This is a genomic window from Flavobacterium cerinum (genome assembly GCF_004028155.1).
Taxonomy (GTDB): Bacteria; Bacteroidota; Bacteroidia; order Flavobacteriales; family Flavobacteriaceae; genus Flavobacterium; species Flavobacterium cerinum.
On sequence record NZ_SBII01000012.1, the window covers coordinates 134638 to 159612 of the forward strand.

The window sequence follows — 24975 nt, forward strand, 5'->3', positions numbered from 1 at the left end:
CAACGTGATACAACCGTTAATAGCCACAAAACTAAAAACTCCGAAACAAAAGCTGTTCCGGAGTTTGATTTTCTTTTAGCCTTACTACTATAAGTAGTTATTATTTCTTTACTACCTTAAATATACGCTGGCTGTTTGCTGATCTTATAATATAAAGTCCGTTTGAAAGTCCACTAAAATCTATGTAAGTTGTCTCTTGTGCCTCAACTTCTTTTATTAAGTCTCCCAAAACATTATATACGCTTATTATATCATCTACACTGTTTTCAGGAAATCTGACACATAAAACATCTGTTACGGGATTTGGATATACAGTCCAGTGTTCTGTGATGTTACTATCAACTCCTAAAACCATGCAATTCTCATTTAACAGATCATCATACGGCCCAACATTCCATTCCGGCAAATGATTATAAACAATTTGCTTTGCCGCCTGCCTGATATTAGCTGCATCAGTAACAGAAAGTCCCGAATTAAAAGTAATCTGAGTAGGATCGCTCCTAAATATTGCAGCATAAAAACAGCAGGCAGCGGCATAGCTTCCTGCTAAAGAAGGATGGCTTTCGTCTTCCTGGAATAATTCTATCGTAGGGTACTGCTGTCTGATGTACCTCCACACCGCACCTACCGGAGCCATAGACGATTTAAGAGAATCTGCAATTGTTTTATAGTTAACCTCTATGTCACTATCCATTTCATAATACGTCCTGTTAATCCAGGTATCTTGTGCACATTGAGGTGGAGTACACAAGTAAGTATCTCCATTCTTTCTACCCCATGTGCTGTAGAACATGGTTTGGGAACATAAATTATTTGCCTTTATAATACTATCCAGCGCAATTCCTGTAGCGATAAAATTCTTATACCTATCAGGATAGGCAAGTGCCATGCTCTGATCCTGCAAAACTACATTATCCCAATTACCTGCTTTTATTTTTGCTAATGATTCAGGATTAGTTAGATGCTGTCCTAAATAATATCCTCCCGGAGTATTACTGTCAAAAATTAGTGTTTTCCCTGTCGATGCTGCCATATCAGAGACCATTTGCGGCAGATTATTTACATAAGTATAACTGTTACCTAAAAACAGTACTCTCTTAGTGTTCTGTCCAAATAAACTGACGGCACATAGAACGAATAGGGCTAAAATTGATTTTTTGATGATATTGCTCATTTTGATATTGATGATTATTTACCTGTTCCTTTATATAGGCATCTGTATAATAACATTTAAGCTCTAAAAAACCCTACAAAAACAAAAAAACTCCGGAAAACAGCTGCTGCCGTTCCGGAGTTTTATAATTAACTGCTAACCCAGCAATCAACCTATATCTTTATTTTTTTACTTCTTCTTTGATGCTGATAGCCGCTCCACCGCCCGTTGCCAGTTTTTGATCCAGTTTGGTTTTGCTGTTTACCTTAATCGTTTTTATAGCATAACTCTTAGGGTTCTTCACATAATCGGCATCTTTACCGTCTGCATATACAGTTGCTAAATAGGTCTTACCTTTAGGAAGATACTCAAACGTAATCTTAGCAGTACGTGCATTTTCGTCTGTAATAGCCCCTACAAACCATTCGTTCTTGCCTTTAGCTTTACGGGCAATGGTGATATAATCTCCAGGTTCTGCTTCTAATACATAGGTATCATCCCAATCTACAGCTACATCTTTAATAAATTGGAACGCATCCAGATGCTTGTTATAGGTTTCAGGAAGATCGGCAGCCATTTGTAACGGGCTATACATGGTAACATATAAGGCTAACTGCTTTACCAGTGTAGTGTGTACAAATGAATTGTTATCAGGGTTGTAAACGCTTACTTTAGTTTCGAATATACCCGGTGTGTAATCCATTGGCCCTCCCATAAGGCGTGTAAATGGAAGTATTGTGGTATGATCAGCATTGTTTCCGCCAAAAGCCTCATACTCTGTACCACGTGCCGCTTCGTTACCAATAAGATTAGGATACGTCCTGCTCAAACCTGTAGGACGCACTGCTTCGTGCGCATTTACCATAATTTTGTATTCTGCTGCTTTTTTAATAGCATACAGGTAATGATTGATCATCGACTGACTGTAATGGAATTCTCCACGCGGAATAATATCGCCTACATAACCGCTCTTAACCGAGTTGTAACCGTTGTCTACCATAAACTGGTAGGCTTTGTCCATGTGTCTTTCATAATTAGCTGCCGCACCTGATGTTTCATGGTGCATCATCATCTTCACCCCTTTAGACGCTGCATAACGGTGTAGTTCTTTTACGTCAAAATCAGGGTATGGTGTAACAAAATCGAATACAAATTCTTTCGATTTTCCAAACCAGTCTTCCCAGCCTTCGTTCCATCCTTCTACTAAAACAGCATCGAAACCATGTTTAGCTGCAAAGTCAATATACTCTTTTACATGAGCCGTGTTAGCCGCATGCTTTCCGTTTGGCTTGGTTTTAGAATAATCTGTTTCACCAAGTTTTACACTGGTAAGGTCATTGTATGCCCAGCTGCTTTTACCTGTGATCATTTCCCACCATACACCTACATATTTTATAGGCTTGATCCATGAAACATCTTTGTATTTTGTAGGCTCATTAAGATTTAAGATCATACGAGACTGCAGGATATCCGGAGCTTTATCACTTACCACTATGGTTCTCCACGGTGATTGAGTTGGCGCCTGCATGTAGCCTTTGTCGCCAATAGCATCCGGCGTAAGCCAAGATTCCAGTACCATATTCTTATCGTCCAGGTTAAGCGACATACAAGAGTAATCTATTAATGCTGCTTCGTGAATATTGATGTAAAGTCCGTTATCGCTTTTCAACATTAATGGTGTCTGTAATCCTGTAGGAGAGAATGTTTGCTGTGATGCGTTTGGTGTTACGGCATCTTTCATTTTAGCTCTAACTTCAGATAATTTAGACGTAACAGTACTGTATTCCTGAGTATCATAATCGCCCGGAAGCCAGAATGCCTTGTGGTCACCCGCCATAGCAAACTGAGTTTTTTCTTCTTTAATTACAAAATACGTAAGTTCTTTCTGCTCCGGGAACTCATATCTAAATCCAAGTCCATCATTAAAAAGTTTGAATCTAACATTGATGTAACGTCCTTTTTCTGCTTTTTGCGAAAGTGTTACTAACAGTTCATTGTAATGGTTGCAAATTGTTTTTTCTTCACCCCATACCGGGCTCCATGTCTCATCAAAACTAGACTGAGCTGTTTTATCTACTGTAAAACCTTCCAGCATATCGGCACCTTCTTTAAGGTCGATACCTAGTTTACTGGTTTTAATAACCGGTTTGTTTTTATAGGTTAAGGCATAGGTTGGTTCCCCTTTAGCACTAAGGCCAAAAGTAAGCACTAAGTTTTTATCAGGTGAGGTAATTTGTTGCGCATGCAGTACTACGGCTGCCAGCACGAAAAAGGCTGATAACAGTTTTTTCATGAATAAATAACTTTTTTTTATTATTTGGGAAAACTCCCAAATGCTAAGTTATCCAAAATCAAGAATAGAAAAAAACGTTTTCGCAATCCCGAAGCTATGCAAACGTTTTCGTGTTAAGAACTTTTCCTGAAATTGCGAATCATGAGGAATAAAATGAACGAAAAGTGGACTACAAAAATTATTATTCTTACATTATTTTGGTTTTCAACAATTTGGCTCAAAATAATATTCCACTCCTAAAACGCGTATTCAAATACCAAAAGTGGAACATTATATTATAGCCTATAAACAAAAAAGCCCCACAATTGTGAGGCTTTTAGTAACAAATAATTTCATCTTTAAAAAACTAAGATGCTGTTTTAAGACGTTTAAGCAATGTCCTGTTAAGGTGATGCTCTACGTATTCTCTATCTATATGAAGTTCTTTTTCATCAGATCCCGGAAGTTCATACATCGCCTCAGTAAGGATAGCCTCACACAGCGAACGTAATCCTCTGGCTCCTAATTTGTACTCCAATGCTTTCTCTACAATATAATCAAGCGCGTCGTTATCTACAGTAAGTGCTACATCGTCCATGCCAAACAGTTTTACATACTGTTTAACAAGAGCGTTTTTAGGCTCTGTAAGGATAGCTCTAAGTGTTTCCCTATCCAATGGATCCATATGCGTTAAAACCGGCATACGCCCGATAATTTCAGGAATAAGACCAAAGTCTTTTACATCTTTAGGAATGATATACTGTAACAGGTTGTCCTTATCTATGTTGTCTACATTACGTGATGTACTGTATCCAACAGCCTGCCTGTTAAGCCTTTTAGAGATGATACGCTCAATACCATCAAAAGCACCACCGGCAATAAACAGGATATCCTGAGTATTTACTTCAATAAATTTCTGGTCAGGGTGTTTTCTTCCACCTTTTGGCGGAACATTTACCACAGTACCTTCAAGCAATTTAAGCAATGCCTGCTGTACCCCTTCACCCGATACATCACGGGTTATCGATGGGTTATCGCTTTTACGGGCAATTTTATCTATTTCGTCAATAAATACAATACCACGTTCAGCTTTAGCCACATCATAATCTGCAGCTTGCAGTAATCGTGTAAGTATGCTTTCTACATCCTCACCCACATAACCTGCTTCGGTTAAAACCGTAGCATCTACAATAGTTAGCGGTACATTAAGCATACGGGCAATGGTTTTTGCAACCAATGTTTTCCCGGTACCTGTCTGCCCTACCATAAGGATATTACTTTTTTCGATCTCTACCTCATCATCACTCTGCTGTTGCATTAACCTTTTATAGTGATTGTATACTGCTACCGAAAGTACTTTTTTAGTCTGGTCCTGCCCTATCACATACTGATCAAGGAAAGCACGAATTTCCTTTGGCCTTTTCAGCTCAAGTTCTGCCGAAAGTGCCGACGACCCTGTTTGCTTTAGCTCCTCAAGTACAATACCGTGAGCCTGTTCAATACAACGATCGCAAATATGCGCGCTAATACCCGCAATAAGCAAATTGGTGTCCGGCTTTTTCCTGCCACAAAAAGAACACTCTAATATCTCTTTAGCCATTTTTTTTTAATTAGTTCCGCAACCATAAGACTACTAAACAGCCGTATTGTTACATAACGCAGAATTTTATTTTTATTCTCTTACTAACACTTCATCAATCATTCCATACTCCTTCGCCTCTGGTGCTTTCATCCAGTAATCTCTCTCACTGTCTTTGTGAACTTTGTCAAATGTCTGTCCTGAATGTTTAGCAATAATATCATAAAGCTCATCTTTCAGTTTAAGCATTTCACGCAGGTTAATTTCCATATCTGTAGCAACACCCTGAGCACCTCCGGATGGCTGGTGGATCATTACTCTTGAGTGCGGTAACGCAGAACGTTTCCCTGCTGCACCTGCACATAGTAACACTGCACCCATAGATGCTGCCATACCCGTACAAATTGTAGCTACATCAGGCCTGATGTACTGCATAGTATCATACATCCCTAAACCGGCATATACGCTTCCGCCTGGTGAATTGATATAGATCTGGATATCTTTAGATGCATCTGTACTTTCAAGGAACAGCAATTGTGCCTGAACAATGTTTGCAATCTGGTCGTCTATACCTGTACCAAGGAAGATAATCCTGTCCATCATTAAACGCGAAAAAACGTCTAATTGAGCAACATTCATCTGGCGCTCTTCCATAATGTAAGGTGTCATGCCCATTGGGGTTACACGACTAATAATTTTATCATAGTATAAGTTATTTACACCATGATGTTTTGTAGCATATTTTTTAAATTCTTTACCGTAGTTCATAGTCTTTTTAAAATTTTTAGTTTGTATAAAAGAACGAAAACGCCAGCCTAAAAAGGCTGACGTTCAAATATACTCATTTTTTACGAGAATTATTCTCCGTACATTTCTTTGATAAAGTCCTGATAAGTAACTTCTTTCTCTTTAAACTTCACTTTTTCTTTGAAAAGGTTAAGCATTTTTTCGCTCATTACCTGCTCAGACAATCTCTTAACTTCGTCTTTGTTAGAAAGTACTCTTGCAACGATACCATCAACATCAGCATCAGTTGGGTTCATCTGGCCAAACTGTGCCATTTGCTTTCTGATAACCTCAGAAGTATATGCTTTAAGATCTTCAAAAGTAATTTGAAGGTTGTTTTCAACAAGTACTTTACTTTCTATAAGCTGGTAACGTAAACCGTTTTCTGATTTTTTAAATTCAGCCTCGGCCTCTTCAATGCTAAGCGGAGCCTGTCCTGCTGATTGAAGCCATTTAGTAAGGAATGCTTCCGGAAGATCGAACTTAGTGTTTTCAATAAGTGACTCCGTTACATCATTAAGGAATTTCTGGTCAGACTGCGTAGCAAACTGCAGCTCTGCATCTTCTTTGATCTTCTCTTTTAACTGCTCTAAAGATGTTACAACACCTTCACCAAAAAGCTTATCAAAAAGCTCCTGGTTAAGTTCTGCTTTCTCCGAAGTGTTTACTTCGTCAATTAAAAAGTCAATTTCAACATCAAGACCATGAACATCATCATGACCTAATTTAAGGAAGTCCATAAGTTTGTGGTCATCATCAAAAAGACCTTTTGTAGAGACAGTCACAACATCACCTGCTTTTTTGCCAATGAATTTTTTAGCTGTTTTTTTATCTTTAAAGATCGCTGTAGTAAAGTTTACAGTACTATCAATACCTTTTTCTTCATTTGTAAACGTACCGCTGATATCATCACCTTCTTCGATTTTCTCTTTAGAGATAAGTTTACCATATTGTTTCTGGATACGCTCTATCTGCTCATCAAGCATTGCATCATCAGCAACTATCTTGTATTTTACAATTTTATTTTTAGCAGAAAGATCTACGCTAAATTGTGGAGCAAGGCCTAATTCAAACTCAAAAGAATAATCGTCAGCATCCCAGTCAAAATCTTCAGTGATTTTAGGTAATGGGTTACCAAGAATATCAAGTTTTTCTTTAGCCAGGTAGTCGTTTAGTGAAGCCTGAAGTATTTTATTTACTTCTTCTAACAATACAGCTCTACCGTATTGCTTGTGAATAAGGCTCATAGGTACTGCACCTTTTCTAAAACCCGGAATACTTGCTGTTTTCCTATAGTTTTCTAAAACCTTATCTACTTTTTGTTTGTAATCGTCTTTTGTTATAGCTACTGTTACAACAGCATTTAATGCATCTACCTGCTCTCTTGTAATGTTCATTATCTAATTTGTTTTATTACCGTCTAAATTTGGGTTGCAAAATTAAAGTTTTTTTACAACCCATACAAGTTTTTAAATTATTGTATGTCAATATCCTGAAAAAAGAATCGTATTTTTTAGTTATCACTAATTTTTATCTGTAAGCCCTGATACCAGCGACTGGCAAAAAGACAATACAAGACTAAAAAATAGTGCCCAAAGGAATCCGTCTACAGCAAAACCTGTCACTAATTCATCGCATAACAGTATAATTACGGCATTGATCACTAAGAGAAAAAGCCCCAGCGTTAAAATGGTTACCGGCAATGTAAAGATCACAAGGATAGGCTTTATAAAAATATTAAGAAGCCCCAATACTGCTGCCACAATAACCGCAGTCATAAAGCTGTCTACATGAACACCCGGCATAAAATGTGCCAGGACAACAACAAGAATTGTAGTAAATAGAAGGTTTATAAGTGTTTTCATAATGTAAAGTTTTACTGTAAAATGTAAAAATAAAAAAAGCATCCGCCAAGGCGAATGCTTTTAAGAAAATATTATAGCGAATTAATTTGAAGCCACAATTGTTGCTCCGGGATAGTTCCCCGCTACTACCATAGGTAGTTTTGATTTATAATGATTGTTTATCACTTTAATAACTTCATTAGCAACCACTGCATATCCTCTCGCATTTGGATGGATACCATCCAGAGAGAACAATACAGTACTTAAAGAAGCTACACTAAAGTAATTAGCCGTGTATATCTGACCATCATCTGTTTTTAATCCTGTAACAAGCTGCTGCATAATAGCATTCATATCGGCAACTGCCAAACCTTTAGAAGCTGCTATAGCTTTAATAGTCGCATTAAAAGTAGTTGTAGCTGTAGCTATTGCAGAAATCTCAGAAGGTATTAAAACCCACTTATCAGCCAATGGAACAGAAACTCCATTTATCTGTAAAGGGTTCCCACCAACAGTAGTTCCAATAAAAGAACTTGCCGGTAAAACAAGAAGATCATCTTTCGTAGCCTGTCTGTAAGATGGTAAACCTAAAGCACCAAGATCTGTTAAGCTCTCGTCTACAATAGTTACGGCATTACCTGCTCCTGCTTTAAAAACGATAGTTCTTTTTGCTGCTTCTTCTGCTGTAATAAGACCTCCGTTTTTAGCTAGCTGAAGACCTCCATTGTACTGAGCAAACCCTTGGTTTAAAGCTCCTGCTGTTGCAGCATCAAGAGGTACCGGGTTGTAAGGCACAGTAGTAAAATAAGGTATAGAGGTAACATTAGGTATAGTTGCTACCACACCTTTTGCACCACCACTGGTAAGCGTATTTATAATTGTAGAGTAAGCACTTGCAAATACATTAGGATCTGTAATATCGTCAGGACCATAGCTAGCCGGATTAAGGTTACCCAATTGATTTACCCCTGCTCCTCCTGATGTTGCATAAGCCAGCACATCCATATTACCAATCCAGTTGGTAAAGAAAGTAGGAGCTTTAGTCATAGCATCGCCCAGGATAGTAGCCGTAGGTGAAGTAGCATGACGCACAAAATATGGATTTGCCTTACCTATAGCAACACCTGCTATATTACCATAACCCGCTGCAAGTACATGGAATGATTTTGCTCCCGGTACTCCCATGTTATTATAAGCTTTTGCCTGAAACTTGCTAATATCCATAGTTGGTGTCCCTTTTATTGGCTCCGGTCCGGGAACAGGCTTACCTACATTAAGCACCAATCGTGTTGATGTTATCTGAGTACCGCCAAGAAGGAAACCACCCGTATTATTCACATCATCTTCATAAGAAGGCTGCTCGAATGCACCACCACCTACAAGAGCAAATTGTTTTGCCAGTGTGTTTGGGAAAGAATAAGTTTGATTTATTCTGGAAACCGTACCATCCATATAACCGGAAGTAAGTGAATTACCTATAGCAACATATGAAGTAAAATCTGCTTCACCAGCGCTGTAGCTTCCGTTAGTTACTTCATTTTCAAATTCCGGTTCGCAGGCCGTAAGCCCTAATACAGCTACTACCGCTAAGTATATAAATTTATTTTTCATGTCTAATTAAAAGTTATAGGTTACACCAACTCCCGGAGAGAATACAACATTTTTATAAGTACCCTCAAATTTAATAAGGTTACCACCTTCATTAAAGTAGTTATAAGAGTTTGTAGTCTCTTTAAAGTGAAGGTAAAGGAATGAAACATCTATACCTAAGTTTTTAGTTACCTGGTAAGTTGCTCCACCTGTAAAACCGGTAGAATCATTTCTAGGAGTTTCCGGTGCAAAATAGCCATCCTGAACAGGGCTCTCATCAAAGTACATACCTGCACGGAAAGCAAATTTATTATTTGGCTTAAACTGAGTACCTATCCTGTAAGTACTTGAATCTTTATAGTTACGTGGATTTACAGAGGTTGGTGTAGCATTTTTAAAGTCTACAACAAGTGCCTCATATTTGTGCCACATTGCTCTGTTATAATCAACAGCTACTAACCATTTATCACTAAATTGTATAGAGAAACCTGCAACGATCTCTGCCGGTAACGGAAGATCTGCGTTAAATTTAGTATTGGTATAAGTTCCTTGTAAGAAAGTAGGCAGATCATGAAAAGTAGCATCGCCATCACGAGCTTCCATTGTAATTTCAGATCGGTAGTTAACACCTAATCTTATTTTTTTAGTTGGATTAAACATAAAACCAGCAGTCCATCCCCATGCGGTTACACCCGAAGCATCGATAGTAACATCAGATCTCTGACCTGCTTCGTTTGCTAAACTTCTGTCAATATTTCTATTAAAGTTTACTTTTCCTGAAACATAGATAGGTCCGGCACCCACACTGAATTCTTCACTTACTTTTACAGATATTGTTGGCTGAAAATATATCGCCTCAAGCTCAATATTATTCACAAGGTGCGATCCCTGCCAGTCCTTATCCCACTCTACCGTACTACCATAAGGCGTATAAACAGCAAGACCAACAGAAAGCCAGTCAGTAGCCTTATAAGCAGCATAAAAACTGAATGGCGTTCCAAAATTGTCTGTAGAGGCTTTCCAGTTGTAAGCTTCATTTTGGAATTTTGTTTTTGCAAAAAGCCCATTTCCACCTAATGAAAAGCTGAACTTGTCCTCGAGGAACACTGCTCCTGAAGGGTTAAAAAACAATACCTCGGCACTGCTATTTACCACAGCCACACCGGTATGTCCCATCGCTAATTGTTTCTGACCCTGAAGACTCACACGGTATCCACCTGCAAATGCAGAGGTTGCCAGAGCCATCATTGTTAAAGATAATAGTTTTCTCATAGTTTAAAAAAAGTGTTAGTTTCCCATTCCTAAAATTGTTATATCAAATTTATAATAAATTACGGATTACACAACAATTCGACCAAATTTATTATGCATTCATAATAATTTATTTATCAAAAAATACATATAGTTTTTAATAATTAGTCATAAAAAATGTTTAAATCTTACAAAATAAACCACAAACACCCTTTAACACCACACATCTCATTATCCCGTAAAGTATAAAAATGATAACGCTGCAATTATTAATAAAAGCTTAAATAACTATAATACCACAACAGAATATAGTAAATTACCTAATATTCTATCACTATGTCTCTACCCAAAAAGATAATTATAAGTATTGTAAGCCTTGTAGTACTTCTCGCCATAATTAATTTTGGACTGAGCTACTGGATTACCAAAAAATTACCAGGAATACTTCAATCTGAAAAAGATTTCCCCTACAATATAAGCTACGATAAACTCGACCTGAGATTATTGAGCGGAAGCTTTACTATCCATGATGCATACATCGCAGCAAAAGATAGCAGTGTGACCGACATAAAAAAAGCTGCTTTTGGAAAGATTGCCACTATAGAAGTTCAAAACTTCAACCTTTGGACCTTACTTAGAAACAACAAAATCAAGGTAAAAAAAGTGATTATTACCTCACCCGATATTATGCTCAAACATAGAAAAAACCAATACAATGCTCAGGACGATTTTGTGAAGCCATTTAAAAACACCATCACTACAGGAAGCCTCGAGATAATAAACGGCAACTTCAAAATGATGGATTCACTTCAAAACTTTACCCTTAAGGCTGCGAACATAAACTTTAGCCTGACCAATATTAAAATAGACAGTACAACGGTTACCGAAAACATCCCTGTGCGCTACAGGGATTACTCTTTGAAATGCGACAGCCTTTTTTATAGGGTTAATAAATTTTACAACATTACAGCCGAAAATATTACAACTACCGATAGTACTCTTGCAATAACTAATCTTAAATACATACCGCAGCAAACCAGAAAACAATTCAACACTTTGATACCTGTAGAAAAAGATCAATTTGCTATTACGGCAGAGAAAATAAATGTTCCTAATTTAAACTGGGGCTACTATAATGACACCCTGTATGTTCATACTCCCGAAATTACTTTAGAAAAAGTAAACGCTAATATTTACCGTGGCAAAATGCCTAAAGACGACCTTACCCGTAAAAAACTTTACAGCGAGCTTTTACGCACCATCCCATTTGATCTTAAAGTAGATAAAATGCTGCTCAAAAATTCAACAGTGGTATATGAAGAGCAATTGGAATATTCCAGACCTGCAGCCAAAGTTAGTTTTTCTAAATTCTATGCTACACTAAGCAACATTTACAGCCCTGTTCAAAAAACGAAACTACCTAACACAACTATCGATGTACAATGTATGTTCATGAGATCGGCACCATTAAAAGTAAACTGGTCCTTTAACACCATGAACACAAGTGACGCATTCACGATTACAGGCCACTTGCAAAATATTAAAAGTGAAGAAATAGATCCGGTTACCAAACCTCTAATGAATGTAACAACACATGGCGACCTTGACGAAGTTAAATTTACCTTTTACGGAAACAGAGAAAGTGGCAAAGGAACCTTTGCTATTAATTATAACGATCTTAAAGTAGACATTTACAAGAAGGATGGTAAAAAAAGAAATGATCTGGTAAGCGCCATCGGAAACCTCCTTGTTAAAGACGACACTAAAGACAGACTTAAAAAAACAGAAGTTGAAGTAGACCGAAAGAAAGACAAATCGGTATTTAATTTTCTTTGGCGATTTGTTGAACAGGGACTTAAACAGACAGTACTACCCAAAACCGTAGCAAAAATAGCAACTAAGAAAAAAGAGAAGAAAAAATAAAAGTCAGTTTAGCCATCACGAGAAGGAACAACGAAGTAATCTCAAAAAAACACTACACTTAATTGCATTCCGTTCGCAATGACAAAACTACTTTAAATTTATGCTTTTAAAAAAGCCAGAGTCTCCTCTAAAAAATCTTTAGGATTTTCGGCATGGAGCCAATGCCCTGAATTTTTAATATCTTTTATTTCGGCATTAGGGAAATGAGATTTGATCAAACTAAAATCTTCATCTTTAATATAACGCGATTTATCACCTCGCAAAAACAGGGTTGGCCCATCAAAACGGGAACCTTCAGGTATAGCCTCACCTATGTTGTCTAGTTTTTCATTAAAAACCGGAAGGTTAAACCTAAATGCAAGCTGATCCTGCGTTTCCCTGTATACGTTTTTCATAAGAAATTGTCTGGTACCAAAATCAGGGACATATTTGGCAATTGTTTCTTCTACAGCAGCACGATCCGGTTTAGTCGAAAAGTCTACCGCGTTCAAAGCTTCCATAATATCCTGATGGTGCGGCGCATAATATTTAGGGCCAATATCGGCCACTACAAGTTTATCAAGCCTCTCCGGATGCTGAACAGCCAGAAACATTGCCGCTTTCCCTCCCATAGAATGCCCTATAATATCTACTTTATCTAAAGTATTGGCATCGCAGTAATCAATAAGATCCTGCACCATGACATCATAATCAAAAACATCCGAATGGAAGCTTTTTCCATGGTTACGCATATCTACAGCATGCACCTCATAACCCGCCTGAGCATATTGCCCAGCAAGTGTTTTCCAATTGTCAGACATACCCAGATAACCATGAACAATCAACAATGGTTTCCCTGCTCCTTCTATTCTTGAGTATAACAGCATAGTATTTATTTTAATTTTTGCAAATACATATTCACCACATTCTCCAAACCTAAGTACAGTGACTCGGCTATTAAAGCATGCCCTATAGACACCTCGAGTAACCCGGGAATATTCTGTTTAAAAAATTTAATATTATCAAGGCTAAGATCGTGACCGGCATTAATACCCAAGCCAAGCTTATTAGCCAGTTCTGCAGAAGCAATATAAGGCTTTATACCATCGTGATTTCCTAACCCATATTCATGGGCAAAAGCCTCAGTATATAATTCAATCCTGTCAGCTCCGGTCTCCTTAGCACCTTCAATCATAGCTAAAACAGGGTCTACAAAAATAGAAGTCCTGATTCCGTTACGTTGAAATTCTTTTATTACTTCCTGCAAAAAAGTTTTGTGCTTTATCGTATCCCATCCGGCATTAGATGTTATTGCATCGTCAGCGTCAGGAACAAGAGTAACCTGCGTTGGTTTTGTTTCCAGCACCAGGTCGATAAACTTAGTTACCGGGTTACCTTCAATATTGTATTCGGTATATACAACAGGTACTAAATCACGGGCATCCTGATAACGGATATGCCTTTCATCCGGTCTTGGATGGATGGTTACCCCTTCTGCTCCGAACTTCTGTACATCGGCTGCTACCTTTAATAAATTAGGTACATCGCCACCTCTCGAATTCCTAAGAGTAGCTATTTTATTTATGTTTACGCTTAATTTTGCCATATCTTTGTTAAGTGTCCAATTTCACACAAAAATACAAAGTTAAAAAGGCACAATGTGCTATTTTTTGATTATTTTGCATAATATATTTTACAACTGCCCATGACCGAAATTACAGATTTCATTAACAACGATATAAAGGCTTTAAGGACTACCGACTCTGTTGCAGATGCTCAGGACCTTTTTGCAGACTATCCTTTTTCGCACTTTCCAGTGCTTGAAGATGGTATTTATATTGGCTCAGCCAGATCTGAAGATATAGAGCAAATGGACATTGAAAAAACAATGGACGATCTGCGTTATAACTTCGACCGTTTTTTCGTTAGAGACAATGCTGTGTGGCTCGATGTATTGGAGATTTTCGCTAAAAATGCAACCAATCTTTTACCCGTATTAGACAAGGATAACAAATACCTTGGCTACTATGAAATTACCGATATCATTACATTTTTCCATGAAACACCCTTCTTAAAAGAAAGTGGTGGTATTCTTGTTGTCGAAAAAGGCATTACAGAATACAGCATGAGTCAGGCTGCACAAATTGTAGAAAGCAACAACGGCAGACTGCTTGGATTATTTATCTCTGAAGCCAATTTGGAAAAAGTACAGATAACCATAAAAATAAGCCTTGGCGGATTAAGCGAGATCATCCAGACCTTTAGAAGATACAACTACGATATTATTACAGAACATCAGGAAGACGTGTACCTAAACACGCTTAAAGACCGATCTGATTATTTAGACAAGTACCTGAACATATAAAAACAAAAACAACATGAAGATCGCTATATACGGACAATATTATAAAGATAATACCGCAGAGATCATTGAGAAACTATTGAATGTTTTTGAAACATATAATCCGGAAGTAGCTTTTGAATCTAACTTTTACAATGTACTCAACGAGCACAACCTACTAAACAAACCATTTAATACGTTTACTAACCACGAAGAACTTAATGAAGGTTTTGAACTTTTCATCAGTATCGGTGGAGATGGCACCATGCTGCGTGCAGCAACATTTGTGCGCGATAAAAACATTCCAATTGTAGGTATTAATGCAGGACGTCTTGGATTTCTTGCCACAGTACAGCAGGAAAATATCGAATTACTATTACCCCTGATCTTCGAAAATAAGTTTAAAATTTCCAAAAGATCCCTGATCACTTTGGATTATGATGGCAAGACTAAAGAACTTGACGGTCTGGACTATGCGCTTAATGAAATAACAGTGAGCCGTAAAGACACAACCTCTATGATTACCATAGAAATAAGGCTTAATGGCGATTATCTTAACTCCTATTGGGCAGACGGACTAATTATATCTACCCCCACCGGCACAACAGGATACTCTTTGAGCTGTGGCGGACCAATTTTAATACCCGAAGTAACAAGTTTTGTTATAACCCCTATAGCGCCGCACAACCTAAACGCAAGACCGCTGGTTATTCCTGATGACACCGACATAGAACTGAGGGTAAGCAGCCGTGAAGAACAACACTTAATATCTCTGGATTCCAGGATAATAACTGTTAATGTAGAAACCGTACTTCGTATAAAGAAAGCTCCTTTTAAAATCAATCTGGTAGAATTTCCTCAGGAAAAATTCCTGGTTACCCTTCGCAAAAAACTATTATGGGGCGAAGACAAGCGAAATTAAATCACATTTTTATCTTACATACATACTACACCGCATCTTCTTTCGTTTTCAAGTCTGTATTTAATATCAATTATGTTATTATAGATGTAAAATATCTATTGTTGCGATAATTAGAAATCTATATTGTTATATTTGCACCCAATTTTAAACGAATGAATCGGATCTTATTTGTTTTAGTATTAGTATCACTGTCTTTCAAGACTGAAGCTCAGATTAATGAGGTTGGAGTCTTTTTAGGAGGTGCTAATTACATAGGTGATGTAGGACCAACAGATTACGTTGCGCCTAACGATGCTGCATTTGGAATACTATACAAATGGAACAGGAGTCCCCGTCACGCATGGAGGGCATCATTTACCTATGCAAACATATCTTCTAAAGACTCCGAATCTGGCGTTTCCGGAAGGAAAGAGCGAGGCTACGAGTTTGAAAATACGGTAAAAGAGTTATCTTTAGGCCTTGAATTTAACTTTTTCGACTTTAACCTTCATGAGCCTGATTTTAAAATAACACCTTATGTATATGGCGGACTGAGCTATTTTTGGTCAGATGAACTGTACATAGCTAATGGAAAAACAAGAAGAGGAGACTCAAAAGGAAATCTTGCAATACCAATGACGGTAGGTGTAAAAACGAATATAATTGAAAATTTCGTGATTGGATTTGAAGTTGGCGCACGCTATTCTTTCACTGATAATCTTGACGGAAGTAACCACAAGGATTACCCGCTAAATGCTTTTGGTAATTTGGAAAGTAATGATTGGTATGTATTTACTGGTTTTACACTAACCTATACCTTTGGTTTAAAACCTTGTTATTGCTCTGAATAAATATGTACATGAACATTACAATAAATACAAATAACCTGCCTAAACATCTTGCAATAATAATGGATGGCAATGGCCGTTGGGCAAAAAAACAGGGATTAATTCGCGCGCTGGGACACGAAAGCGGTACTAAAGCCGTTAAACAGGTAGTAGAATCGTGTGCAAAACTAGGCATAGAAAATCTTACCCTATATGCTTTCTCTACAGAAAACTGGAACAGGCCAAAAATGGAGGTCGACGCACTAATGAACATTTTAGTGAGTGCACTAAAAAAAGAACTGCCTACCCTTATAAACAATAGCATTCGATTAAACACAATAGGCAATATAGAACAATTACCATCTAAAGCCAGGAAAAAGCTTCTGGAGGTTATTGAACAAACTAAAGACAACAAAAAGATGGTACTCACCCTGGCCTTAAGCTATGGATCAAGGGAGGAACTTATTAATGTTGTAAAGAGAATAAGCGAAAAAATAAAAACCGACCAATTAACAATAGCAGATATTAGTGAATCTACCATAAACGAGCATTTGTACACCCATGACTTGCCCGATGTAGACCTTGTTATAAGGACCAGCGGCGAGCAGAGAATAAGCAATTTTCTGCTTTGGCAGATGGCTTATGCCGAGTTGTATTTTACAGATGTGTTATGGCCCGACTTTAGGGAAAAAGACTTACATGAAGCAATTATCAGTTATCAAAAAAGAGAACGTAGATTTGGAAAGACCAGTGAACAAGTTAAATAAAAAAATAGTGTTTCAGAGAAGCATTAAATTACTTTTTGGCATCTTATTATTAGCAACCGGCAGCAATGCAGTTGCCCAGGAAGATGGTTCCCATTTAGAAGAGGGAAAGGAATATATCCTGGCCGATGTTCTTATAACCGGCAAAACAAATCATAACCCACAAACCATTGTAACCTTTACGGGCCTTGAAAAAGGACAGCCAATATTGGTACCTGGCGACGAGTTAAGTAATGCTATTAAAAAACTTTGGAAACTGGGTCTCTTTAGTGACATCGAATTCTATACAACCAAAATACAAAACGATAGTATTTGGCTGGAATTAAACATAAACGAACTTCCTAAATTAAGCGAGGCAAGAATACAGGGCGTAAGAAAAGGTAAGCGCGAAGCTTTACTTAAAGACGTACAGCTTACTAAAGGAAAGTATGTAAATGAAAACTTACTTACTACAACAAAAAACTACATTGAGAACAAGTATAAAAAAGACGGTTACTACAACACTAAAGTAGCGATCAATGTAATCCCGGATTCACTTAATACCGTTAAAATGGTAGTAAACATTGATAAGGGTAAAAAAGTAAAAGTAAGCAGAATTGCATTTACAGGCAATACACAACTTAGCAATGCTAAGCTTAAAAGAGCAATGAAGAACACCAAGGTTAAGGCTTTCCCTAACCCTCTTCGTATCTTTAAATCATCAAAATTTGTAGCTGATAAGTACAAAGAAGACCTTAACAGCATCGTAGATAAATACAAAGAAAAAGGGTATCGCGATGCACGTGTAATATCTGACACGGTAATATACAATCCTAAGAAAAACATGGTAGATATTGCTATCAATGTTGAAGAAGGACGCAAATATTACTTTGGTGACATCAAGTATCTGGGTAATACAGTATATACAAATCAGCAGCTTAACTACCTGTTAGGTATTAAGAAAGGTGACGTTTACAACGGTATTTTACTGCAACAAAGAATTGCCGATCCTAAACCGGACGCAGATGACCTTACAAACCTTTACCAAAACAATGGTTACTTATTCTCTAACATCAATGCTGTAGAGGTTAAAACAGCTAATGATACTATTGATTTTGAGATCAGGATCGTTGAAGGACCTATCGCTTATTTTAACAATGTTACGGTAGTAGGTAATGATAAAACAAATGACCACGTTATTTACCGTGAGTTAAGAACAAGACCTGGAATGCGCTGGAATAAAGAAGAAGTAATCGGTACCATTCGTGAGCTTGGTGCACTTGGTTTCTTTGATCCTGAAACGATTCGCCCGGACGTTAAAAACCCTGACCCTGCAACAGGAACAGTAGATATCGAATGGCATGTAACAGAAAAAGGTTCCAGCCAGATCGAACTTCAGGGTGGTTATGGTGGTGGAGGTTTTATTGGAACACTTGGACTGTCTTTCAATAACTTCTCGATGAGAAACATATTCAACAAGTCGGCTTATAAACCATTACCAATGGGTGACGGACAAAAAATGGCACTGCGACTTCAGGGAAGTACCTATTTCCAAACGTATAGCCTGTCATTTACAGAGCCTTGGTTTGGTGGTAAAAAACCAATACAATTATTCACAACATTTTCACACAGCAAGCAATATTTATACAATTTTTCTAGCCGTGATGTAGACAGGAATAGAAGTTTTACCATATCTTCGATATCTGTAGGACTTTCAAAAAGGTTAAGTGAGCCTGATTTCTATATGAGATTATCGCACTCGTTTACCTTCCAGTATTATGACTTAAATAATTATAACACCGGATTGTTTACCTTTGGTAATGGAACGTCAAGAAATATTAACTATACGATAGAATTGAGCAGGGACAATAGAGGGCGTAACCCAATCTACCCTACTACAGGATCGTTATTTAGTATAAGTGCAAGGGTTACACCACCATATTCATTGTTTAACAACATCGATTATGCTAAGCTTGGTGATAAACCTGAGTATAAATTAAAAAATGATACTGAAGCAATTATGCCGGGCACAAATGGTGTAGGAATTGCACCAGGTGACTATATAGATGCGCAGGGTAATGCATCAAGTGCAGAAAATGCAGCGGTAGACAGAGGTAAAGTAGACCAGAAAAGATTTAACTGGCTTGAATATTATAAAATTAAATTTAAGGCAGAGTTATATACTAAACTCGCAGGTGCTCCGTCACACGAATTAGTATTACGTTCTACAGCAGACTTTGGTTTTATGGGTGCTTATAACTCTGATAGAGGATTAGTACCATTTGAGAGGTTCTACCTTGGTGGAACAGGTCTTGCTAACTATGCGTTAGATGGTAGAGAGGTCGTACAGTTAAGGGGTTATCCTGACCAATCACTATCGCCTATCGATCCTGTTACAGGTGCACAAGTTGGAGCAACGATATATAACAAGTTCTCATTAGAACTTCGTTATCCGATAACGTTAAAATCACAAGCGTCAATTTTTCTTCTTACTTTCGCAGAAGCAGGAGCATCATATGACAAGTTTAAAAATTATAACCCGTTTGCAGTACAACGCTCAGCAGGTTTTGGTTTAAGGGTATTTATGCCGGCATTTGGTTTATTAGGTCTGGATTTCGGTTATGGATTCGATCCGGTTCCGGGAGACACACAAAAATCAGGATGGCAGCCCCATTTCATCATAGGACAACAGTTTTAAAAAATTGGCATGATATTTTCTAATACGTAAAAGGTTATGAAAAAATGTTTTCTTACAGTACTTATTGCTTTAGTCGCTTTAACGGCTAATGCCCAGTCGCGAGGTATTAAAATCGCTTATCTTGACATGAATTATATTCTGAACAAGGTACCGGATTATGCAGACGCTAAAAACCAACTTGAGCAAAAAGCCTCAAAATGGAAACAGGAACTGGAGGTAAAAAGAAATGAAATTAGCAAGCTTAAGGAAAGCCTTCAGCAGGAAAAAGCATTGCTTACAAAAGAACTGATAGAAGAACGCGAAGAAGAAATTGCTTTCCAGGAAAAAGATTTGCTGGACTACCAGGAAAAAAGATTTGGGCCTACAGGTGACCTTGTCACTCAGAAAGCAGTATTAGTTAAGCCTATCCAGGATCAGGTATTTACTGTAGCACAAGATCTTGCAGCGCTAAGAAATTATGATTTTGTTTTCGACAAATCATCAGATCTTACAATGCTGTTTGCAGCAAAAAAGCATGACATTAGCGACCTTATTATAAAAAGACTTTCCAGAGCTACTAAACAAGAAAAGTTAAGCAGTAAAGAAGTTAAAAAAATGGAAGAGCAGGATGCTAAAGACGAACTGGAATCTAATCCTGATTATGCTGAAAGACAAAAACTGCTTGAAGATAAGAAGACAGCCCGAGAAAAGAAATTAGAAGAGCGTAAGGCATTACAGGAGGAGAAGAAAAAAGCTTATGAAGAAAAACGTGAGCAAATGAAACAAGACAGAGAAGCAAAAAGACCGGGAGCTAAGACACCTGCCGCCGAAACTTCTGCAACTCCAGCCACAACTTCTAATGATAAAACAACTGCTACACCTAAAGACAATAAAAAAGGTGAAACAGAGACTAAAGAAAAAACAAAAGAAGCTGTAGTGCCAAAAGAAAAAACTGAAGCACAAAAAGCAGCAGCTGCCGAAAAGCAAACTAATGCACAAGAAGCGAAAGAAGAGCGCGAAAAAAAGATAGCCGATAAAAAACAGGCTATCGAAGACAGGAAGAAAAAAATAGCGGAAGACCGTGAAGCTGCAAAAAAAGCAAGAGAAGAAAAGCTAAAAAATAAAGATAGTGAAACTCCTACTCCTGCACCATCAGGTGATAAACCTACCAACTAGAAACAGAACAAAAACAAAAATTAATAATAAATACTTTTAAATGATGAAACAAGTGAAATCTTTATTAATCGCTGCATTACTTTTCGTAGGAATGAGTCAGACAGTAGCTGCTCAGGCAAAAGTTGCACACATTAATGTAAGTGATTTAATGTCTGCAATGCCAGAAATGAAAGCAGCAAATGCGCAGCTTGAAAAACTTGGTAAAACATACGATACTGAATACAATACAATGGTTGAAGAATTTAGAACCAAAATAAAAAAATATGATGCAGAAGCTTCAACTGTAACTGATGCAGTTAACGATACTCGTCAAACAGAAGTACAGGAAATGCGCGGAAGAATAGAACAGTACCAACAAACTGCTTCTAAAGAATTACAAGCTAAACAAGAAGAGATATTCAAGCCTATCATTGAAAAAGCTAGAAAATCAATCCAAAAAGTTGCAAAGGCTAAAGGATTCCAATATGTATTAGACTCTTCTATAGGAAGTGGAGTTCTTTTAGCAGATGGTCCTGATTTATTGGTTGACGTAAAAAAAGATCTTGGTTTTTAATAAATACCATTCTTAAAGAATACATACTAAAACGGCTTATCAGCCGTTTTTTTCATTTAACACATCTATCAAAAGAAAATGAAAAATCCGAAAATATTATTTATCACAATACTTTTTTTTGCTGCAGCACATCAACAGGCAGGTGCACAGGCAAAAATAGCCCACATTGATGTTAGTCAACTAATGGCTGTAATGCCGGAAATGAAAGCTGCCGAGATACAGATTGATAAATTAAGTAAAACCTACGACAATGAATATGCTAAAATGGTTGAAGATTTTAAAACAAAGGTGAAAAAATATGATTCAGAAGCAGCAACAACAAAAAACGTAGTAAAAGATGCCAGAAATACCGAACTGACAGAAATGCGCACCAGAATAGATCAACACAAAGAAACAGCATATAAAGAGCTTCAAACAAGGCAGGAAGCCATATACAAGCCAATAGTAGAGAAAGCAAGAAAAGCAATTCAAAAAGTTGGAAAGGCCAAAGGGTATCGATATGTAATAGATTCAACTCTTGGCACAGATGTAGTTCTGGCAGATGGCCCTGATTTATTAGCCGATGTAAAAAAAGAGTTAGGCTTTTAATAACTGTCACTTTCTCAAAATAAAAAAACGACTAATTTTTTGAGTCGTTTTTTTTATATTTGTATATGGACAAAAACATAAACCCTATCGGATTATTTGACTCAGGAATTGGTGGTACTTCCATCTGGAAAGAAATACATACCCTACTCCCTAACGAAAACACAATTTACCTTGCCGATAGTATAAATGCACCATATGGGCAAAAAACCAAAGAAGAAATAATAGAACTTAGTTTTAAGAATACAGAATTTCTTTTAGAACAAAACTCAAAAATAATAGTAGTAGCCTGTAATACTGCAACTACAAATGCAATAAAGGAATTAAGAGCAAAATATGACGTGCCCATCATAGGAATTGAGCCCGCTATTAAACCGGCAGCGATCCATACCAAAACAAAAAGTATTGGAATACTTGCCACAAAAGGCACTCTTTCAAGTGAGCTTTTTTATAAAACGGTTTCTAATCTTGAAGGGATCAATGTAATTGAGCAGGTGGGCTATGATTTGGTTAAATTAATTGAAGAAGGCAAAATAGATTCTAATGAAATAACAGAACTTCTTAAAACATACCTTCAACCTATGATAGAAGCCAATATAGACTACCTCGTGCTTGGTTGCAGTCATTACCCTTACCTGGTGCCTCAGATTAAAAAGATACTACCAGAGAGCGTTAAAATCATAGATTCAGGTGAAGCCGTTGCAAGACAGACAAAATTAGTGTTAGAGAAAAATGATCTCCTGAATAATTCAAATAAAAAAGGGGACCTGAAATTTTATGTAAATTCAGATCCCACGGTATTAGAGTCTATTTTAGAAAATAAATATACTGTTACAAAAAAAGATTTTTAAATCCTATTTACCTTCAAACCATGAAGAATACATTACATAATTATTAGATATTCTTTCAATTTCTCCTGCAAAATCTGAAGCACTAATATCTTTTACCTTTTTTGCAGGAACACCTGCATATATAGTACCTGATTCAACAACTGTATTCTGTGTAAGCACTGCGCCTGCTGCAATAATAGAATTGCTTTCCACAACACAATTATCCATCACAATAGCTCCCATCCCAATTAGAACATTATCTTTTATAGTACAGCCATGCACAATAGCATTATGTCCTATTGACACATTATTACCAATCTCTGTGGGATGCTTTTGATAGGTTGCATGAATAACAGCCCCATCCTGTATATTAACTTTGTTTCCAATTTTAATATAATGCACATCTCCCCTTATTACAGCATTAAACCATATACTGCATTGAGATCCTAAAGTAACATCACCTACTACAGTTGCATTTTCTGCCACAAAACAATCTTTGGGTATTTGCGGGTATTTCCCATTAACTTCTTTTATCACCATATCTGTTTTAAAAAAAATCGTCCCGATAAAAATATCGGGACGGAATTAATAATATTACCTTATAATTAATTAACTGCTGGACAATTACAATCGTATTTCTCCCTTTTGCAGAATAAATTAAGACCAAGAGTTATTTGATGGAATCCGCTATTGTCAAACCTTACGTTACCTGTTAAGTAAGAATAAGTATAAGACACCATGAAATTTTTATAATTTACACCTAATATAGGAGTGATATATTGTAAGTTTTGATCTTTAGTTCCACTTCCTGACACATATTGAGCGCCATCTAAACTTCTTCTATAAGATAAACCTCCCCATATTCTTCCAAAGTCCATTTCTTTATAAAGCTTAAGGTTAACGTCAATAGTTTTTTCTTTAGTTTCATCAACAGCCTGGAATAAAATCGATGGCTCCCATTGTAATGATTCCTGGAAACCAAAAACATAACCTACACTAAATAAATACTTTTTAAGGTTATCACTTTCAATATCTGTATAAATATCCCTTTTACTTGCAATAACATTCTTAACAGTAAAATGAGCATAAAAATCTAAATAGTGGTAAGAAGCACCAACATCAATATTAAAGTATGAATCTTTTTGTTTCATCCCTCCATCTACAATTGGATCAAATTCAGGATCAAATTTAGTTTCATCAAGACGACTGGAAATAAGACCTCCACTCATACCAAAAGATAATTGGTTAAGATCATAGTCACTTCTTGAAAAACGTATATGGTGAGCATAAGTTAGCTTCGCCCCTGTTTGAGAATGGTATCCATTCTTATCATTAAAAGCAATTACTCCAATACCAGACGAAGGTCCCACACTTCCGTTGAAACTTAAAGTTTGTAGTTGAGGAGCATCATCTTGGCCAAACCATTGTTGGCGCGCTGTAAGCCTTATTTTTGCGCAATTTGCAGCTCCAGCCATTGACGGGTGGATAAGGTAATAATTATCAGACAAATAATCTGAATATACTGCAATACCTTCCTGTGAAAAAGACAGTTGTGTTAATAACAATCCAAAAATTAGGTAAATCTTTTTAAAATTCATGTTGACCTTTTCGTTTAATGAGAAATGCGCTTTTTGTTAGACCATTCTGGTAATTAGTGTCAAATAATATTCCCATTTGCACCACAGGGCTTTATCCCCTGCAATACTTTATTATCCAGTAATTTTCCATAGCGGTCAAATATATAAATTTTTGCGTTAGGTTGGTAATTTAATCATAAAATATTGTAAAAAATGCTGTCATCTCTGACAGCATTTTTTACAATAAAGACTGTTATTATCGCTTAAGCGAGAAATGTGCTTTAAATTCTTTGTTTATCACGGTTGTTCCCACAGTTTCAGGGTAGGTAACAGTGAACCAGTAATCGGTTGCCGGTACCGGGTTACCGTTAAAGGTTCCGTCCCATCC

General features: G+C 37.0%; 23 protein-coding genes. 10 read left to right on the forward strand and 13 right to left on the reverse strand.

Annotation, left to right across the window (positions count from 1 at the left end; genetic code table 11):
- Positions 1-100 precede the first annotated feature (100 nt).
- The 8 genes from EPI11_RS15820 to EPI11_RS15855 all read right to left on the reverse strand — a co-directional run bounded on the left by EPI11_RS15820 (position 101) and on the right by EPI11_RS15855 (position 10496).
- A complete protein-coding gene (locus EPI11_RS15820) occupies positions 101-1174 on the reverse strand; it encodes a T9SS type A sorting domain-containing protein (RefSeq protein WP_128390954.1) in 1074 nt (357 codons plus the stop codon).
- Between the two features lie 160 nt (positions 1175-1334).
- A complete protein-coding gene (locus tag EPI11_RS15825; protein ID WP_128390955.1) occupies positions 1335-3446 on the reverse strand; it encodes a glycoside hydrolase family 97 protein in 2112 nt (703 codons plus the stop codon).
- Between the two features lie 346 nt (positions 3447-3792).
- On the reverse strand, positions 3793-5025 hold the full coding sequence (gene clpX, locus EPI11_RS15830) for an ATP-dependent Clp protease ATP-binding subunit ClpX (RefSeq protein ID WP_128390956.1): 1233 nt from the start codon (positions 5023-5025) through the stop codon (positions 3793-3795).
- Between the two features lie 72 nt (positions 5026-5097).
- Entirely contained in the window at positions 5098-5772 is a 675-nt protein-coding gene (gene clpP / locus EPI11_RS15835; protein WP_128390957.1) for an ATP-dependent Clp endopeptidase proteolytic subunit ClpP, read from the reverse strand.
- Between the two features lie 89 nt (positions 5773-5861).
- Complete coding sequence (gene tig / locus EPI11_RS15840; RefSeq protein WP_128390958.1) at positions 5862-7187, reverse strand: trigger factor; 1326 nt, start codon at positions 7185-7187, stop codon at positions 5862-5864.
- A gap of 126 nt (positions 7188-7313) precedes the next feature.
- A complete protein-coding gene (locus EPI11_RS15845) occupies positions 7314-7655 on the reverse strand; it encodes a phage holin family protein (protein WP_128390959.1) in 342 nt (113 codons plus the stop codon).
- An 81-nt stretch (positions 7656-7736) separates the two neighbouring features.
- The gene (locus EPI11_RS15850; RefSeq protein ID WP_128390960.1) at positions 7737-9245 is read right to left on the reverse strand and encodes an SGNH/GDSL hydrolase family protein; all 1509 of its coding nucleotides are present in this window, start codon (positions 9243-9245) and stop codon (positions 7737-7739) included.
- Positions 9246-9251: 6 nt separating this feature from the next.
- Positions 9252-10496 (reverse strand): OmpP1/FadL family transporter, encoded by a 1245-nt coding sequence (locus tag EPI11_RS15855; RefSeq protein ID WP_128390961.1) that lies wholly within the window; start codon positions 10494-10496, stop codon positions 9252-9254.
- Positions 10497-10811: 315 nt separating this feature from the next.
- Between EPI11_RS15855 and EPI11_RS15860 the strand changes: the two genes are divergently transcribed.
- Positions 10812-12398, forward strand: a complete 1587-nt coding sequence (locus EPI11_RS15860; RefSeq protein ID WP_128390962.1) for an AsmA family protein — start codon at positions 10812-10814, stop codon at positions 12396-12398.
- Between the two features lie 98 nt (positions 12399-12496).
- Here EPI11_RS15860 and EPI11_RS15865 read toward each other — a convergent pair whose 3' ends face one another.
- Together EPI11_RS15865 and EPI11_RS15870 are read right to left on the reverse strand one after the other, a co-directional pair.
- Positions 12497-13261: an alpha/beta fold hydrolase gene (locus EPI11_RS15865; protein ID WP_128390980.1), complete on the reverse strand. Its 765-nt coding sequence runs from the start codon at positions 13259-13261 to the stop codon at positions 12497-12499.
- Between the two features lie 8 nt (positions 13262-13269).
- Complete coding sequence (locus EPI11_RS15870; protein ID WP_128390963.1) at positions 13270-13983, reverse strand: pyridoxine 5'-phosphate synthase; 714 nt, start codon at positions 13981-13983, stop codon at positions 13270-13272.
- 99 nt (positions 13984-14082) lie between these two features.
- Between EPI11_RS15870 and EPI11_RS15875 the strand changes: the two genes are divergently transcribed.
- The 9 genes from EPI11_RS15875 (at position 14083) to murI (ending at position 23031) form a co-directional block, all read left to right on the forward strand.
- Positions 14083-14742: a CBS domain-containing protein gene (locus tag EPI11_RS15875; protein ID WP_128390964.1), complete on the forward strand. Its 660-nt coding sequence runs from the start codon at positions 14083-14085 to the stop codon at positions 14740-14742.
- 13 nt (positions 14743-14755) lie between these two features.
- The gene (locus EPI11_RS15880) at positions 14756-15640 is read left to right on the forward strand and encodes an NAD kinase (protein ID WP_128390965.1); all 885 of its coding nucleotides are present in this window, start codon (positions 14756-14758) and stop codon (positions 15638-15640) included.
- Between the two features lie 152 nt (positions 15641-15792).
- Positions 15793-16470, forward strand: a complete 678-nt coding sequence (gene porG, locus EPI11_RS15885) for a type IX secretion system protein PorG (protein ID WP_128390966.1) — start codon at positions 15793-15795, stop codon at positions 16468-16470.
- Between the two features lie 2 nt (positions 16471-16472).
- Positions 16473-17213: an isoprenyl transferase gene (locus EPI11_RS15890; protein ID WP_394343652.1), complete on the forward strand. Its 741-nt coding sequence runs from the start codon at positions 16473-16475 to the stop codon at positions 17211-17213.
- On the forward strand, positions 17146-19887 hold the full coding sequence (gene bamA, locus EPI11_RS15895) for an outer membrane protein assembly factor BamA (protein WP_128390968.1): 2742 nt from the start codon (positions 17146-17148) through the stop codon (positions 19885-19887). Before EPI11_RS15890 ends, bamA begins: the two co-directional genes overlap by 68 nt.
- Before the next feature lie 36 nt (positions 19888-19923).
- The gene (locus tag EPI11_RS15900) at positions 19924-21042 is read left to right on the forward strand and encodes an OmpH family outer membrane protein (protein WP_128390969.1); all 1119 of its coding nucleotides are present in this window, start codon (positions 19924-19926) and stop codon (positions 21040-21042) included.
- Between the two features lie 43 nt (positions 21043-21085).
- Positions 21086-21595 carry an OmpH family outer membrane protein gene (locus EPI11_RS15905; RefSeq protein WP_128390981.1) on the forward strand — a complete coding sequence of 170 codons (510 nt, stop codon included), beginning with the start codon at positions 21086-21088 and terminating at the stop codon, positions 21593-21595.
- A gap of 78 nt (positions 21596-21673) precedes the next feature.
- The gene (locus tag EPI11_RS15910) at positions 21674-22183 is read left to right on the forward strand and encodes an OmpH family outer membrane protein (RefSeq protein WP_128390970.1); all 510 of its coding nucleotides are present in this window, start codon (positions 21674-21676) and stop codon (positions 22181-22183) included.
- Between the two features lie 65 nt (positions 22184-22248).
- The gene (murI, locus tag EPI11_RS15915) at positions 22249-23031 is read left to right on the forward strand and encodes a glutamate racemase (protein WP_128390971.1); all 783 of its coding nucleotides are present in this window, start codon (positions 22249-22251) and stop codon (positions 23029-23031) included.
- Positions 23032-23034: 3 nt separating this feature from the next.
- On the opposite strand, the gene EPI11_RS15920 is transcribed toward murI, so the two are convergent.
- The 3 genes from EPI11_RS15920 to EPI11_RS15930 all read right to left on the reverse strand — a co-directional run.
- Entirely contained in the window at positions 23035-23550 is a 516-nt protein-coding gene (locus tag EPI11_RS15920; protein WP_128390972.1) for a gamma carbonic anhydrase family protein, read from the reverse strand.
- Between the two features lie 65 nt (positions 23551-23615).
- On the reverse strand, positions 23616-24608 hold the full coding sequence (locus EPI11_RS15925; RefSeq protein WP_128390973.1) for a PorP/SprF family type IX secretion system membrane protein: 993 nt from the start codon (positions 24606-24608) through the stop codon (positions 23616-23618).
- Between the two features lie 235 nt (positions 24609-24843).
- On the reverse strand, positions 24844-24975 hold a 132-nt coding region (locus tag EPI11_RS15930; RefSeq protein WP_128390974.1), incomplete at its 5' end, for a T9SS type B sorting domain-containing protein.